Origin of the sequence: Vibrio agarivorans (assembly GCF_030409635.1) — a bacterium.
Taxonomy (GTDB): Bacteria; Pseudomonadota; Gammaproteobacteria; order Enterobacterales; family Vibrionaceae; genus Vibrio; species Vibrio agarivorans.
Genome location: NZ_JAUFQF010000004.1, coordinates 2,726,936 through 2,741,373, shown reverse-complemented (window position 1 = coordinate 2,741,373; position 14,438 = coordinate 2,726,936). Strand labels below are relative to the sequence as shown.

At 43.8% G+C, this 14,438-nt stretch carries 14 protein-coding genes; 8 read left to right on the top strand and 6 right to left on the bottom strand.

Translation table 11 applies throughout. The features are described 5' to 3' along the window. Nucleotides 1-8: 8 nt before the first annotated feature. Nucleotides 9-953, top strand: coding sequence for a 23S rRNA (adenine(1618)-N(6))-methyltransferase RlmF (gene rlmF, locus QWZ05_RS21085; protein ID WP_353958914.1), 945 nt, complete (start codon nt 9-11; stop codon nt 951-953). Nucleotides 954-1,052: 99 nt separating this feature from the next. Here rlmF and QWZ05_RS21080 read toward each other — a convergent pair whose 3' ends face one another. Further along, nucleotides 1,053-3,194 carry a bifunctional 2',3'-cyclic-nucleotide 2'-phosphodiesterase/3'-nucleotidase gene (locus QWZ05_RS21080; protein WP_264875360.1) on the bottom strand — a complete coding sequence of 714 codons (2,142 nt, stop codon included), beginning with the start codon at nt 3,192-3,194 and terminating at the stop codon, nt 1,053-1,055. 285 nt (nt 3,195-3,479) lie between these two features. Further along, entirely contained in the window at nt 3,480-4,208 is a 729-nt protein-coding gene (pilW, locus tag QWZ05_RS21075) for a type IV pilus biogenesis/stability protein PilW (RefSeq protein ID WP_264875361.1), read from the bottom strand. Between the two features lie 226 nt (nt 4,209-4,434). Between pilW and QWZ05_RS21070 the strand changes: the two genes are divergently transcribed. After that, nucleotides 4,435-5,820 (top strand): methyl-accepting chemotaxis protein, encoded by a 1,386-nt coding sequence (locus tag QWZ05_RS21070; RefSeq protein WP_290300527.1) that lies wholly within the window; start codon nt 4,435-4,437, stop codon nt 5,818-5,820. A gap of 96 nt (nt 5,821-5,916) precedes the next feature. Further along, nucleotides 5,917-6,168, top strand: a complete 252-nt coding sequence (locus QWZ05_RS21065; protein ID WP_290300525.1) for a DUF2999 family protein — start codon at nt 5,917-5,919, stop codon at nt 6,166-6,168. A gap of 64 nt (nt 6,169-6,232) precedes the next feature. On the opposite strand, the gene QWZ05_RS21060 is transcribed toward QWZ05_RS21065, so the two are convergent. After that, entirely contained in the window at nt 6,233-7,168 is a 936-nt protein-coding gene (locus QWZ05_RS21060; protein WP_290300524.1) for an MBL fold metallo-hydrolase, read from the bottom strand. A 194-nt stretch (nt 7,169-7,362) separates the two neighbouring features. On the opposite strand from QWZ05_RS21060, the gene QWZ05_RS21055 reads away from it, so the two are divergent. Then, nucleotides 7,363-9,267 carry a BCCT family transporter gene (locus tag QWZ05_RS21055; RefSeq protein ID WP_290300522.1) on the top strand — a complete coding sequence of 635 codons (1,905 nt, stop codon included), beginning with the start codon at nt 7,363-7,365 and terminating at the stop codon, nt 9,265-9,267. Between the two features lie 247 nt (nt 9,268-9,514). Continuing rightward, nucleotides 9,515-9,868, top strand: coding sequence for an XRE family transcriptional regulator (locus tag QWZ05_RS21050; RefSeq protein WP_264875365.1), 354 nt, complete (start codon nt 9,515-9,517; stop codon nt 9,866-9,868). On the opposite strand, the gene QWZ05_RS21045 is transcribed toward QWZ05_RS21050, so the two are convergent. From QWZ05_RS21045 to QWZ05_RS21035, 3 genes are all read right to left on the bottom strand, one after another. After that, the gene (locus QWZ05_RS21045) at nt 9,863-10,861 is read right to left on the bottom strand and encodes a sensor domain-containing diguanylate cyclase (RefSeq protein ID WP_290300520.1); all 999 of its coding nucleotides are present in this window, start codon (nt 10,859-10,861) and stop codon (nt 9,863-9,865) included. The two genes, QWZ05_RS21050 and QWZ05_RS21045, sit on opposite strands and share 6 nt — an antisense overlap. A 199-nt stretch (nt 10,862-11,060) precedes the next feature. Continuing rightward, nucleotides 11,061-11,273, bottom strand: coding sequence for a Solitary outer membrane autotransporter beta-barrel domain (locus tag QWZ05_RS21040; protein WP_390216266.1), 213 nt, complete (start codon nt 11,271-11,273; stop codon nt 11,061-11,063). After that, nucleotides 11,248-11,622, bottom strand: a complete 375-nt coding sequence (locus QWZ05_RS21035) for a 3D domain-containing protein (RefSeq protein WP_290300855.1) — start codon at nt 11,620-11,622, stop codon at nt 11,248-11,250. The genes QWZ05_RS21040 and QWZ05_RS21035 overlap by 26 nt, the downstream gene beginning before the upstream one ends. Nucleotides 11,623-11,942: 320 nt before the next feature. Here QWZ05_RS21035 and QWZ05_RS21030 point away from each other — a divergent pair, with 320 nt between their 5' ends. The 3 genes from QWZ05_RS21030 (at nt 11,943) to QWZ05_RS21020 (ending at nt 14,366) form a co-directional block, all read left to right on the top strand. Continuing rightward, on the top strand, nt 11,943-12,689 hold the full coding sequence (locus QWZ05_RS21030; protein WP_290300519.1) for a hypothetical protein: 747 nt from the start codon (nt 11,943-11,945) through the stop codon (nt 12,687-12,689). Between the two features lie 73 nt (nt 12,690-12,762). Beyond that, a complete protein-coding gene (locus QWZ05_RS21025; RefSeq protein ID WP_290300516.1) occupies nt 12,763-13,677 on the top strand; it encodes a hypothetical protein in 915 nt (304 codons plus the stop codon). After that, on the top strand, nt 13,677-14,366 hold the full coding sequence (locus QWZ05_RS21020) for a hypothetical protein (protein WP_290300514.1): 690 nt from the start codon (nt 13,677-13,679) through the stop codon (nt 14,364-14,366). The genes QWZ05_RS21025 and QWZ05_RS21020 overlap by 1 nt, the downstream gene beginning before the upstream one ends. Nucleotides 14,367-14,438 lie beyond the last annotated feature (72 nt).

The window sequence follows — 14,438 nt, the reverse complement described above, 5'->3', positions numbered from 1 at the left end:
GCCACACTATGAAGTTTACTAAAGTCGCGACCAAAGCCGGCCTCCACCCTCGCAACCAGCACTCTAATAATTATGATTTACCAGCTTTATGTAAGGCTGTTCCTGAGCTAACGTCATGGTTGGTTAAAACACCAAAAGGCACTGACTCAATCGATTTCTCATCTCCTATCGCGGTGAAGTTGCTCAACAAGGCCTTGCTTGCTCACCATTATCAAGTGACTGAGTGGGATATTCCTGAGGGGTATCTGTGCCCTCCAATTCCGGGACGTGCTGATTATGTGCACCGACTCGCTGAGTTGCTGCCTGAAACTATTAAGGCGACAAAGGGTGCAACCATACGTGCTCTTGATGTCGGTACGGGCGCCAATATCGTTTACCCTATGATTGGGGTAACAGAGTATCATTGGCAGTTCACAGCATCAGATATCGACCCGGTGTCAATTGAATGTGCGAACACTATCATTGAGAACAACGCTGTGCTCAAAGGTCATATTGAGGCTCGATTACAGACTCAATCAAAGTTTGTGTTTAAGAACATCATTCAGAAGGGCGAGTATTACCACGTTACGTTGTGTAACCCACCTTTCCATAAGTCTCTAGATGAAGCAATGAAAGGCACGCAGCGTAAAATAAGCAACCTAGCTGCAAATAAAGACAAACGAGGCTCAACGAAAGCTAATCCAAAGGTGGTAAATTCAGCAGCTTTAAATTTCGGTGGGCAAAAAGCGGAGCTTTGGTGTCCGGGTGGCGAGGCTGCCTTTTTAAAAACGATGGCCCATGAAAGTCAGTTCTTTGCACAGCAAGTGGGTTGGTTCTCGAGCCTCATTTCAAAGAAAGAGAATGTTCGTTGGATGTGTAAGTGCTTGGAAAAAGCCGGGGCGAAAGAAGCGCGTGTGATTGAAATGTCGCAAGGGCAGAAGAAGAGTCGTTTTGTGGCTTGGACTTTCAAATAGCTTACCTCGCAATTATAACATTCATTGTAGTAACGCAATTGTTAGAAAAAAGTGGCTCTACATCAGCAGAGCCACTTTTCATAAGGTTTAATTTATAAACTAGTCAAAGGTGTATCGGTAAATCGCATAGCCATGATTGTCTCCAACAGAATCACGTCCTGTTGTGTACTCAAGATTGTCTATGTTCTTAGAGAAGCCTTCACCACGAGGGTCAGACAAGAACTCTACAGTGATACCTTGTGGACCAACTAGCTCAAAGTTATATGCATTGTCGAATTCAATCAGAGGAATATCACCTCCAGCTTCTTCTGCGAGTTCTTTGATGTATTGGTCAACGAGCTCACGGTTAGAGAATGCCGCGTCTTCAAGTTCAAGCTCCGCGTTGTCAACACCAGGAATCCAGTTATTTGATGCTCGGTAGTTGTTGGTGACTACATAGAACACTTGATCGTCATTGATAGTCTGGCCTTCAAAAGTCAGATCTGTGATTCGGCGGTTTTGTTCATTTTTAACCAGTTCACCATCTACGTAAACTAACTCACCAGTTTCATCAACTTGATAACGAGGCTCCACTGATACATCAATGGTATAGTTCATTTCTCTGGTTTCACCTGCATCGTTCCAGCCGCCGTAGAAAACATCAAAGTTGTAACTACGGAACATTTGGTGAAGTAGTCGCTGATTTTCGTCTTCAGGATTAATCGTTTGATATTGTTGCGCGGCAATCGTTTCTAGCCACTCTTTAATATCAGCCGCAGTCAGTTTCAATACCGCTGGTGTGTTGTTATCGAATACATAAAGATCGGCAATACTTGCATTGGTTAGGTAGTCACCATTGATATTGGTATAGTCATCACTACCATTACGACCGCCCTTAAATGGAGCAGAAACCGACACCAAGATAGCACCTTCTTCCAGCTCTAAGATTCCTTCCTCAATTTGCTTTTGACCCCAATTAAATTGCGCCTCGTTAACGAGCTGAACTGATAGGTCTGGTTCGATAGCAGAGAAGAAACTGTTGATGTGTTGATTAATCTGGATGATTTCCTCAGCCATATACTCCTGCGTGCCATAATGGTCATCGGCGACTGCCAGTACAACGGCTCCATCTACTGCATTCACATCATTCGACAGCCCACGTAACTCTGTAGCACTCTTGGCATAGTTAACATTCCAAGTTTCACCTTCATCAAGAGTCTCAATAACGAGGTCGATAATACCAACAAAGTCACCCCAAGAACCTGGCATGACTGCGGGTTTTCCGAAAATTTTACCAGCAGGTGCATTGACTCCTTCCATACCATCATAAGTGTTAGAAGTTGTAGGGAAGTTGTTGTGATCATGGCCAAACATGATTGCGTCAATGCCATCGATCTGCGCTAATTCCCAAGTTGCGTTGTCTTGGAAAGGGCGAGCTTCATCAGAGTTAGTTAAGCCACTATGAGGGACTGCGACAATCACATCCGCACCCGCTTCTTTCATTTGTGGAACATAAAACTCTGCAGTCGTTTTAATATCCGAAACGAGAACTTCACACTCCAGATAGCTCTTGTCCCAACTCATGATGTTTGGTGGGGTAAATCCAATAACACCAACATTGATAGTATATTCTTCACCGTCACTTGCGATAAATGTTTTCTCTAGCATGCGCCACGGCTCTACTTGCTCAAATGCAGGCTCAGCAGCTGCTAACATCTCTCCGTCTAGATGAACTTCACAATTATTGCTGAAAGTACCATTGGCGACAAGACTGTCGTCATACTTGAAGACGTTAGAAACAACGTATGGGAAGTTTGCTCCCTCAAGTGCCGCGTTCATATAATCCAAGCCATAGTTGAACTCGTGATTACCGATATTTGCAGCATCATAGTTCAGCAAGTTCATCGCCTTATATACTGGGTGAATATCATTTTCGAAATATTCGACACCGATATTAGCGACGTAATCCGCCATTGGGCTACCTTGAATAAGGTCACCGTTATCAAATAGCATGCTGTTGCTGACTTCATCTCGCGCTTCGCGAATGACCAAGGCAGTACGTGCGAAACCGTAGTTTTGTCCGGCCTTACCAGCAAAATAGTCATACGGCATCATTGTGCCGTGAAGGTCTGTGGTTTCCATCAGGCGCAAGTTGATGTGGAGTGGATCAGGCGTTACGACAACATCATCGTCACTGTTACACCCTGCTAGTGCAAGCAAAATACTGGTCGCCAATATGGCCTTCTTTGAGCAAATATTCATCTTTTATTCCGATTTTCGTTAGTGTGAAAACGAAAGGAATGCTAAGAAACAAATATTGCACTTCTATTGAGGAAAAAAGACAAATAAGTCTCTGGTTAATTGGTTTATTTAAATTAAACAAGGCACAGAATGAATAGATATTGAGATGTAACGGATTGCATCGACTGTGCTTTTGAAAATTCAATCATAAATAGTCAAATCTAATGTGATGAACGTCTGAAATATTTAGTTAGTGCTTTCTATTTATATGCAAGAAAATGTGATCTTAATCACGATGGTGTTTGATTAACCAGCAAGCTGAAGAAGCTGTTTTTGATATTTTTTCTCCAGCGTGTGATTGCCTGCTCTCTTTTCTAGTTCAACTAACAGTTGCAATGAAGGTACCTGTAGCCCATAACGCTGATGAAATCTCATTAGCCTAAGTCTTGCCTCAGTATATTCCCCAGACTCGATCTCTAATTGACTGAGCTGTAAAACAGAACGAGGACGATTAGGGTCATGATCAAGCGTACGCTCAAAATAGGCTTTCGCTTTATCAGTTTCTCCGGCTTTTAAAGCGCAAAGAGCCGCATTTTCATAACTGGCTGACACTAAGTAATAGTAAGGTTGTTTTATTGCCTGATTGAAGTAGTCGTCTGCTTGCTCATACTCTCCTTGCTTACAAAGAAATGTACCGTAGTTATTTAGTACGTTACCGTTTCTTGGGTGTTGTCTTAAGGATTTGCGATAGAGTTTTTGAGCTTTGTCAGTTTCACCCACAGTGTCTAAATAGTGCGCCATAGAAATTTGCGCGCGGTAGTAATCAGGAGAGTGCTTCAGCGCCTTCTCAAAATTCTCTCGGGCTTTAAGCATGTTTGATTGCTCCATGTACCCTAGGCCAAGCGCAATTCTTGATTCCGCCATCTCTTTAGGATCGGCTTTTAGTTCTGCTTTTGGGTTATCTGTCACGGTGACGCATGCGCTCATGAACAGAATGGAAACCGTTACAACACCAACTCTTTTGATACCAAACATACACAGACCTCAATCAATTTCTAAACCTATGTTAATCGATGATGAACACCTGTTTGCTTCAAAGGATCAACTTTGCGATCAGCTTGGTAAACTTACACTTAGTGTGATCTGTGTCAAAAATTTAAGCTGGTGATCACTCTGAATACATACATAATACAGCGCCGAAATTGTCCACACATTTAGCTTGTCGATGGCAGATGAGCGCCTAAAAACTGAGAATCAAACCATGAGAGAAATTGCTTTCCGCTGGATAGACCGATACCTAATTAATGTGACGCTAAAAGAGAACTTTCTGTTTCTGTTTTTTGCACCAGTCTTAGCGATGGTCATTGTTTGTTCTACTCTGATTGATGCAGCAGAAGACCAGCAACAAGCGCTTTTGAATGCAAATATCGAGACGATGAATCGATTGATTGCCTCTGCAGACTTGAGCGAGCAGCAAATATTAAGCGCACTCGCTGACAGTGGTGTTAAGTTGACTAGTTCAAACACACATACACCATCTAAACTTGTCGCTGATGCTCTACCAAGTTACGTAAGTGGATTAGACTGGTCGCATATCAGTGTGATGGTTGTGTCATGCATTTTTCTCGCTATGTCTCTTTACTACATAATGACGTTCATCGGTGGCGCGCTTTACAATATCTTTGAAGCGGTATCAAAACTTGCAGATGGCGATCTTTCACATCGTATCGGTCACGCGCCTGCACGCAATGATTTCAACCTTATTGCTAGAACTGTTGATCGAGTTTCTGAACGTGAGCAGAAGCTTGTGATTGCAACTCAACAAGCCATAGCACTTATTAGAGAGATCAGTTCAGATTTACAAAAACGTGGTATGGAAAACCAACTGCTATCAGATGAGCAACAGCAGCGTATCGACTCACTAGCTAGTGCCACCGAGGAGATGGCGGGTTCGATTCTTCAAGTCGCTAATCATGCTAAAGATACTTCTCATGAGATGACAGTTGCGACACAAGCGACAACCCAAGGTCAAAAGAATGTTGATTTGACTCGCCAGTCAATTAACCAGTTGGGTAATGAGATTAACAATGCGGCAGAAGCGGTTGCACAGCTTGATCACAACACAGCGGAAATTGATGATGTTGTCACAACGATTAACGCCATTTCAGAGCAAACCAACCTTCTGGCACTGAATGCCGCTATTGAAGCGGCGCGAGCTGGTGAAAAAGGCCGTGGATTTGCAGTGGTGGCAGACGAGGTTCGAACCCTTGCTGGGCGCACTCAAACGGCAACGGTTGAAATCAAGAAAATGATCGAAGCGTTACAAAGCAACAGCCAAGGATTAATGAAGGTGATGAACCACACCGTGGACAACGCGCAAGCTTGTGAAAAACTCATGGGTTCAGTAAGTGATGATATTCTGAGTATCTCAGATCAGAATCAGCATGTTGCCGACCGCAGTATTGAAATTGCAGCCGCGTCAGAGCAGCAAGGTGTTGTCGCTTCGACACTCGCTTTGGACGTTGAGCGAGTGCGAGAGCAATCTCAATCATTTTCAGATATGGTTTCGCGATCTGCGCATGAGGTTGAGCAGCTTAACCACCATGCAGTAGAGCTGGATGCGTTGATGAAAGGACTGAAAGTATAGTCAACACTTTACTAACTACTCATTGAAAGCAATTTCTATCAATGAGTAGTTAGTGCTAGACTGCTTTTGGTTTTATTTAGTATTCAAGGAAACGTCATGAACCCAATTCTAGCCATGTTGAAAGAGAACAACATCAGCGATGCAAAAATCAGTGAGCTATTTGAAGCACTGACACAAAACCCACTTGCAGCAATGGCAACAATCGGCCAACTAGGGTTGCCTCAAGAGCAACTACAGCTATTGATGGGGCAGGTGATGCAAAACCCTGTATTGATTAAAGAAGCAGTAGAAGAACTCGGTTTAGATTTTTCAAAAGTTGAAGCCGCGAAAGAACAGCTGCAAAAGTAACGATAGTGATCCAAAGGTGAAGCGTTCACCTTTGGGTTTACCTCTATTCTAGTTAACTGTTCGACTATAGGGCGTAGCAGTTGAAGTCATTCGCGAAACTCATTTTCCCGCTAAACGATTTTTCGATCATTTCCTGTGTATTTGCTTGCTCAACCGATTTATTGGTCTGTGCAAGGAAATGGCTGAACACTAGAGTATGAGCCTGACTATCAGCAACGATGTCTGCAATAGTGGAAGGTTTCATGTGCAACTTTTCAACATGGCCTGAATAGCTTTCTGGTAGCGCGTTGTGCGCGACGATTAAGTCGGCACTCTTTGCCATGGTAGCTAGATGCTCAGGACCACTACTATCACCCGTTACAAACACAGTTTTGCCTTTATATGAGATAGACCATGCTAGTGCTGGAACACTTCCATGCATTGCATCTGCGCTTTCTAACTTCATAGAACCAATTTTCAATTGAGTAGGCTCTATGGTTGGAGCGATATCATGAGCGTGTATTTTGTAGTTTGCTTTACTGAATGTCTCATCGGGTGCTTCTGCGATAAAATTATTCAAATAAGGGAACAACCCGTTAAGGCCAAGCAAACGTTCCATATATTCAGTCATGCTTGGGGTTAGATGATTCGCCGTCGGACCGTAAATTGGCAGGCTGCTATCTCGCGTTTCAAAATAACTCGATTTGATTAAACTGATTAAGTCAGCAACGTGATCGACGTGCATATGTGATATGAGTATGGCATCGAGGTCAGCTATCTTCGCCCCAGTTTTGATAAAGTTCTGTGCAGTACTTGGCCCAGCATCGAGCAAAATTTTCGGCTTACCATCATCCCATAATAGATAACTTGTAGAGGCATTATCTGTGGTCAGTTCAGGACCGCCTGCACCCAGCACTTGAAGGTAAACCCCTTCAGTCGGACATTGATAATCACTTGCATGAGCCGTAAATGCAGCAAAAGAAAAGAGTGAACTGAGTAGTAATTGATTGCGAAATTTCATAGAGAGCTCCAATAGATTTTGGCGGACGTTATAACATAACAGTCTATGTTGGCAGGGGGGATAGTTAACTTTGTCCCTATATGACCTGGCCTTTCAGGCATTAGATTTAGTTATCGACTCGACAATAACCTTTGATTTTTTAGCTACTGAAAAAACTGTCATCATATTCCCGATATATTTTTGGAATTGTGATTATGGAAAAATCCTTCTCGTTAATAGACAAACCAACCTTCTTTGGTGCGCTATTTCTCCTTCTTAGTGTGGTGTTCCCGCTCGTATTGTTCCCGACTCAGGGAGCAGACTGGATAGCCATTGCGAAATCTTTCATGACGGACAAACTCGGTGTTGCTTACCTCGCATTGGGCATTGCTGCAGTCTGTTTTATGATTTATACCGTGTTCAGTGACCTAGGGCAGATCAAACTGGGTGATGTTGATGAACAACCGGAATTCAACAATGCCTCTTGGGCGGCGATGCTGTTTTGTGGTGGTATCGGTGCCAGTATCTTGTACTGGGGTTGTATTGAATGGGCTTATTACTATCAATCACCGCCGTTTCAATTAGAAGCGGGCAGTGAAGAAGCCATCCGCTGGGCAGCCACCTATGGTTTGTTTCACTGGGGCCCCATCGCGTGGTCTATTTATTTGATACCTGCTTTACCAATCGCTTATTTCTATTATGTGCGTAAACAACCAGTACTAAAAATCTCAAGTGCTTTGATGCCAGTGTTGGGTGAAGAACGTTCACAAGGTGGTTTAGGCAAGTTCATCGACGTACTGTTTATTTTTGGTATGTTGGGTGGTGCGGCAACAACTTTAGGTTTGGCCGCTCCGTTGATCAATGGTGGCTTACATCACCTGTTCGGTATTCCAAACAACACGATGACCCAAGTGGCAGTGTTGCTGTTGTGTACCGCAATCTTTGGTTACTCTGCCTACGCTGGCCTTGAAAAAGGGATCAAGTTACTGAGTAATATCAACTTCTGGGGCGCAATGGGCCTTCTGGTGTTCATTCTGGCTGTCGGACCAACCGTGTTCATTTTAGAAACGGGGCTTGATTCGATTGGTCGAATGATGTCGAACTTCTTTGTGATGGCTACTTGGGCCGAGCCATTTGGAGGCTACGGCGAGTTTGCAGATACGCATTTTCCACAAGATTGGACTATTTTCTACTGGGCTTGGTGGTTGGTCTTTGCGCCATGTATGGGCTTATTTGTTGCTCGTATCTCACGAGGTCGCACTATCAAGCAGATGGTGGTTGGCTCCATCTTTTATGGTTCATTAGGCTGTTTCTTGTTCTTTGTCGTTTTGGGTAACTATGGTTTATCGTTGCAGCTGACTGGTGAGTTGGATGTTATCTCCATTCTTAACGAATCGGGTGCTCCAGCCGCGATTTTTGCAACCTTAGACAGTTTACCGTTAGCACCAGTCGTCATTGGTGTGTTTACGCTGCTGTGTATCATCTTTACCGCGACGTCGTTTGATTCAATCTCCTATATTTTGGCTTCAGTCGTACAAAATGACGTGACGGAAGAACCAATGCGCTGGAACCGTTTGTTTTGGGCCTTTACCTTGTCTTTCCTCCCTACAGTTTTGATGTTCATGGGAGGACTATCAACATTGCAAACTGCGGCAATTGTAGGTGGCTTACCACTGCTTGTGATCTCTGTAATGCTTATGGTGTCGTTTGTGCGCGCTGCGAGTCTTGATATTAGACATCAAGCGGAATATGAAGAGCCAACGATCAATATAGAAGAACTTCCAGAGATGGATCCGTGGTCAACGGAGGGGATGGCTTTAGCCAAGTTTGAACGTTGCCGAGACAATGCTCAGCAAGCCGCTGAAGAAGAGCGCAATATGATGGAGCAGCTCAATGGCTTGCGCAAGCGAATGCGAGCATTTGCACTTGAGCATTACAATGACGCGACTTATGCCAATCACCTCTTACCACAAGAGATGCAAGATGAATTAAAACAGCTGTCTGAAGCACTAGCGGCAGCCAAAGACAAAAAACAGTTGCTGTCAAAAGAGGCGCAAGAGTCGCGTTCAGAATTCAATACTATTATGTTGAGTGTGTCTGCCGAGGACGCAACAGCTTAAGATTCTTTAGCCGGTTTCTCCTAAACCAAACTGTAATTCAAGCCATCTTTATTGATGGCTTTTTTCGTATTTAAGGATTGGGTATCAACTGATTTTATAAACACTGGTTGGTTGTTGATCTCATTTGCACAAACCTTGAAGGAAAATTCACCAGCGTCTGACACGTATTTTCCACCATGGCTCAGAATAACATGATTAAAAAAAATGACTTAGTGACAACGTCACAAGAACTGTAGTGGACAATACAATGGAATTTACTCAACAAGACACTAAGGCGCTCTATCAAATCTGGATGTCACAGAAAGCTAAGATGCGTGTAACCCAGATGGAAATGGCCAAACAACTTAATCTGAGCCAAAGAGACTTTTCTGCCATGATCCGTGGTGCTCTGCCCCTATCTATGACTTTTGTCAGCCAATTTTGCGCCCAAATGCATGTCGACCCTAAACTCGTATTACCGTCGTTACGCTCTAACGATAATGATGCAAGCCAGGTGGTTTACTTAAAAACCGCCATGACTATTGATGGAGAGATCCAACGAGCATACATCGAAGGCAATCAAGTGATTGTTGAGTATGCTCATACAGTGGCTTGTTCATAAACGACGGCTTTGATCATGTTTCGTTACATTGCCTTCAGTAACCTCATCACCGAGAAACTGAAATAGAGTCGGTCTCGGAAAGACACGGTTCCCGCCCATTTGTCTGGCGCGATGCATGTTAACCGTTGCTTTTTCAAGAAAGCTTGACAGTGTTCTGAAGAAAGTTTGTGGGCTAAAGGCCGCACAGCCAATACTGATTGATACTCGGTCAGTGACTGAAGAACGCTTGTGAGTCAATTTAGCCTCAAACAAGGTCTGACGGACTGACTCTGCCAGCAGTTGTGCCGTCATCTCCTCGGTTTCAGGCAGTATGACCGCAAAAATGTTGTTGTTAAGAAGTGCCACTTTATCCGCTGGGCGGGAAAAGTTTTGCTCAATTAAAGAGGCGACTTGAAGCATAACCTTGTCCCCCATCAGAGGGCCGTGGAAGTTATAATACTGACTGAAATCATCGAGTTCGAACATCAGGAGTGATAAGGCGCTTTTGTTACGTTTTGCGCGTGAATACTCCATAGAGAGGTGTTCATCAAAACAGGCCTGATTGGCAAGGCCTGTCAGGCTATCGGTGCGCTGAAGATTTCGATTCTGCTCTCTAATTCTGATGAGCTCACTTTCCATGCTTTTAGTTTCGGAAATGTCCGTCATGAGCCCCGCAATAGCGGTTGTCTTGCCATTTTCTTGAATAACGTGGATAGTGTCTTGAATCCAAATGTATTCTCCGGTCACTTTACGGCATCGATACTCTAGCTGATGGTTTATCCCTAGTTCGCATTTTTTCAGCCAGGTTTCCACCGTTTTTTGTCTATCTTCTGGATGGATGAGGCTTATCCAATCTCTCACCGTTTGCCAGCTCTCGTTTGGCCAGCCGAAACGAGCCTCAATGTGATCAGACACAAAGGTAAAACGTTTGCTGTTCCAATCTAACGCCCAAGGGATAGCCTGCGTTGATTGGAGTAGCGTTTGATAAATTTTCTCGTTAAAACAAGCAGACATATTGACTCTCCCTTCTTTATAGAGCCCAGCTTGAAGACGTTAAATTGCATTGTCATGAGTCTTTGATCGCTCACTTCTAATGACAAGGTAGGAGAGACAAGTTCGCTTTTAAAGTGCTTTAGTTGAGACACATATCGAGAAACAGTAATTCTAATGAGTTGTCTTAATATTGGGCATGTAATTTCTGCAAAAAGGAGAATTACTTGTTAAAATAGAGAACGATGGCGCCTCCTTTGAAGTCAGAGCCGTAATTGAAATTCAAGCGAATGCCGATGTTATCGACAAGAACACTGGAGAAAGGGCGGTAGATGAGATAGCCCACGTACGCTTCGTAATAGTGATTGGTATTAAACTCTGCAACCGCATCATCAGAAAGGTCTACACCTTCAATTTCGACTGCGCTCTTCGCCATCCCAGTGGATAGTAACTGTCCTGACACCCCATTGTTTCGCCTTGTTGACATCATTCCCCATATAGATATCTATCTTTTTCGTCCAACGCTTGTTCATCTTGTCTAATACACGGTATGTCCCTGATAACCCTTTAATTCGTACTTCGGTATTGTGCGTTAACCCCATATCGAGAAGGTCACGCGATACTGCAATCGACTTCATTCCAGGTTTAAGCGTATCACCCCACGCACCAATATTCGGGGTTGAATCAGTCTCACCAACGCTAGACGTATAGGCACTGGCCTTTACTTTCAGTGAGTGCTGACCGTGAGCGTATAAAGGGGATGACGTTGCAAGGAATAAAGTCATAAGTAGGAGGCTACAACGCATAGAGCTAACTTCTTTATTTAGGGTTTTATCAATAAAGTAACTATAGGTTGCTTTAGAGAACTCGCATAGCGTCTCTTAATGAGACTAAAGGGTAGACCTTACTTCCGAGTGTATTGTGAGAATCTAAAATGAGGTTGAGATAACAACCTGGTCAATTGACAACGATGAGGAGTTGATTCGATTACGTAGCGTGATGTTAGATAAATAAGTCCATTCCCACCCTCAAGCGCAGGTTTAGTGATTGATAATCCCTTCGATGTTACCGATAATTAACGCATCAACATTAGAGATTATCCGATATGTCTTCCAATTTTACCCACCTTGCTTGGAGCTACCCAGCAGACAAAGCTGAAGATAAGCTTTTACTACTGGCGCTAGCCGAAATCTCAGACCGAAAGGGCCATTTTGAAACCTCGATTTCGGAGTTATCTGAGCTGACAAGCCTTAGTGAAGGCGCAGTGAAAACCATTCTTCGACACTTTACCAATGCACAGGTTAGGTTGGTTAAGTTTCCGCCAAGAGAGAATAACCGAAGCAGCGAAACCTTTATTGGTACGTTGAGCCTTAACGGTCAACCAGTCCCAACAGCCCCGACGTCTATTCCTGTCGTCGACTCCAACTTAATGGAGTTGGCGCGAGAGCAGAATGAGCGCCTTAACCAAAATAAACAGAACAATAAAGGCAAATTGAATCGCAGTCAGCGTTCGCAAATTGCCCCTTTGCACCGTTCTAGCAATGAAAAGCAGTACAATGTTTTACAGATCCATATGGAAGAGATCCCTGAGTGGGCTGAAGGGTTAATGTTCAAAAAAGGGGTACATGGTCGCAAAGAAATTTGGGACTCGTTGGTGAAAGATGTGCACGCGACCGGCGAGAAAGTGTTTACTCAGAATCAACTGATTAATCGCCTACATCAAAAAATTGATTACTTTAAGAACCTTTCTTTCGGCGGTGCGAGTGATAACACATCAAAACAACATGTCAAACAGTCTGCGTTAAGTATATTTGAAGATAAATATCGCGATCACTTGTATGATGAGGATTGATCTCTCGGGCACTAAACCTTGTCTTATAGCCTTGTGTTAGCGAGTAAGCAAAAATTGAAGATGGATTAACTACATGACAGATGATTTCAATCGACCAAAGAACATAGCGGATGTCGGGGTGACGTTTGAAGAGCGTCTTGCTCAACTTGGGAAGCTATCAAAGCAATCTCGAGATAGAGAACAATTGCCTGCTACACAGGGTAATCGAGTTAGCAATTATCAGCAAAACACAAACGTGTCGGCACCGGGTGGTTACCCGTCACGAACAGCAAAAAGCCGCAACGAGCAAGCGCTAGAAGAGTACAAAAAGCAAGGGCAGAGTAAGCAGATCTTGAAAGTCTGGGCTATGTTGTTGCAGGCTTTTGACTCGAAGATGAAGCATTTTTTCGGTGAAGAACCTGATGTGCACTTCATGAAGTTTGCCGCGAGCTTAACGGCAGAGTCTTATAAGAGATTGGAAGATAACCTGCTTGAGCGTCTTGATGAAGACCGTGAGTGGCCACCTTCGCTAGTACGCTTGCGTCAATTGGCTAACTCACCAACCAAAGAGACCATGTACAAAGCGCGTCAGAATCTGTTTCATAATCCAATACCTATTAGCGAATTGGATCGAGTGGAACTGTTCATCAAGAGATATAAGATGAAAGAAGTGAAAAGCTTCTCTGATCGCTACTTTGAATCAGAGTTTAATCGTAAATACACGCAATGGTTCCGTGAAGTCGTGCTGGATGACATGGACATTCGTTTGAACGAAGAGCGTGAGCGCGTTCAGACCTATTTGGATAATGAGCCAGTAACTGAAAACGACAGACATCGAGAAGAGATGATTGCAAGTGGAGAAGCGTTCAATAACAAGTTTGGTGAGCAAATTCTCAAGATGATTCGAGAGAAAAACAGCGAGCCTGAAGAGCTCACTCATGAAGAGGTGGAGAGAATCGAGCAACGTAAACTCGCTGACAAAATGCGCCAAGATATTGGTGACGCCTAATGCGTGACTTTGAGGTATTAGAGCGAGGGAATCACTATTTTCGCTGTTACGTAGACGGTTCAACCAACAAGCATTGTCGTATATTAATCGATGAGAACAGCCAAGACTTGCCACTCGGGCACGTAAAGCTCCACATTGAAGAAATTACCGATCGCTATCAGCATTTCGGCCATGATGCGGTTTTTCGTCTTACTTTGCCCTATGCAGAGCAAGGCTCTATCGAAATCTACACCCAAAATATGGGCAAAAGGAATGCCTTTACTTACCGAGAATGCGTGCGACTTGGTGGTAAGTGGGAGCCTATACTCAATGAGTGGGTTTTTTCTAAGTCACTTCAAGACAAAGTTGAACAGTTGGCGGCTATCGTCAAATCAGAGCAAGTCACTGTCGAAGTGGAGTTCAAAGAGACGATCTCACAGCCACAGAAGCAGCTGACCTTGTTTGGTTTTGAGCTGATACAAGGGCTGAATATCGACTTCACGCCAAGGTTACATAAAGGCATCATCGTGAAAAAAGGTGATATCTCATTCATCTCAGGAGCGAATGCCAAAAGTATCGTTCGAGCGGGTACGGTCGTTAGGCTACAGGTACCGAAATTGATGGTAGAGTCGCCAAAGTTTCATGAAGACTACTTAGCGGCCACGAATTACAAAACCGTGCGTCGTCGAGCGAGTCGTAGATCTTACTAAAATATCACTACAACGGTTGTCATCGCGCCCGTCGTTATTTGCTTCCTTTTTACTCACTGCCAAACATCCATT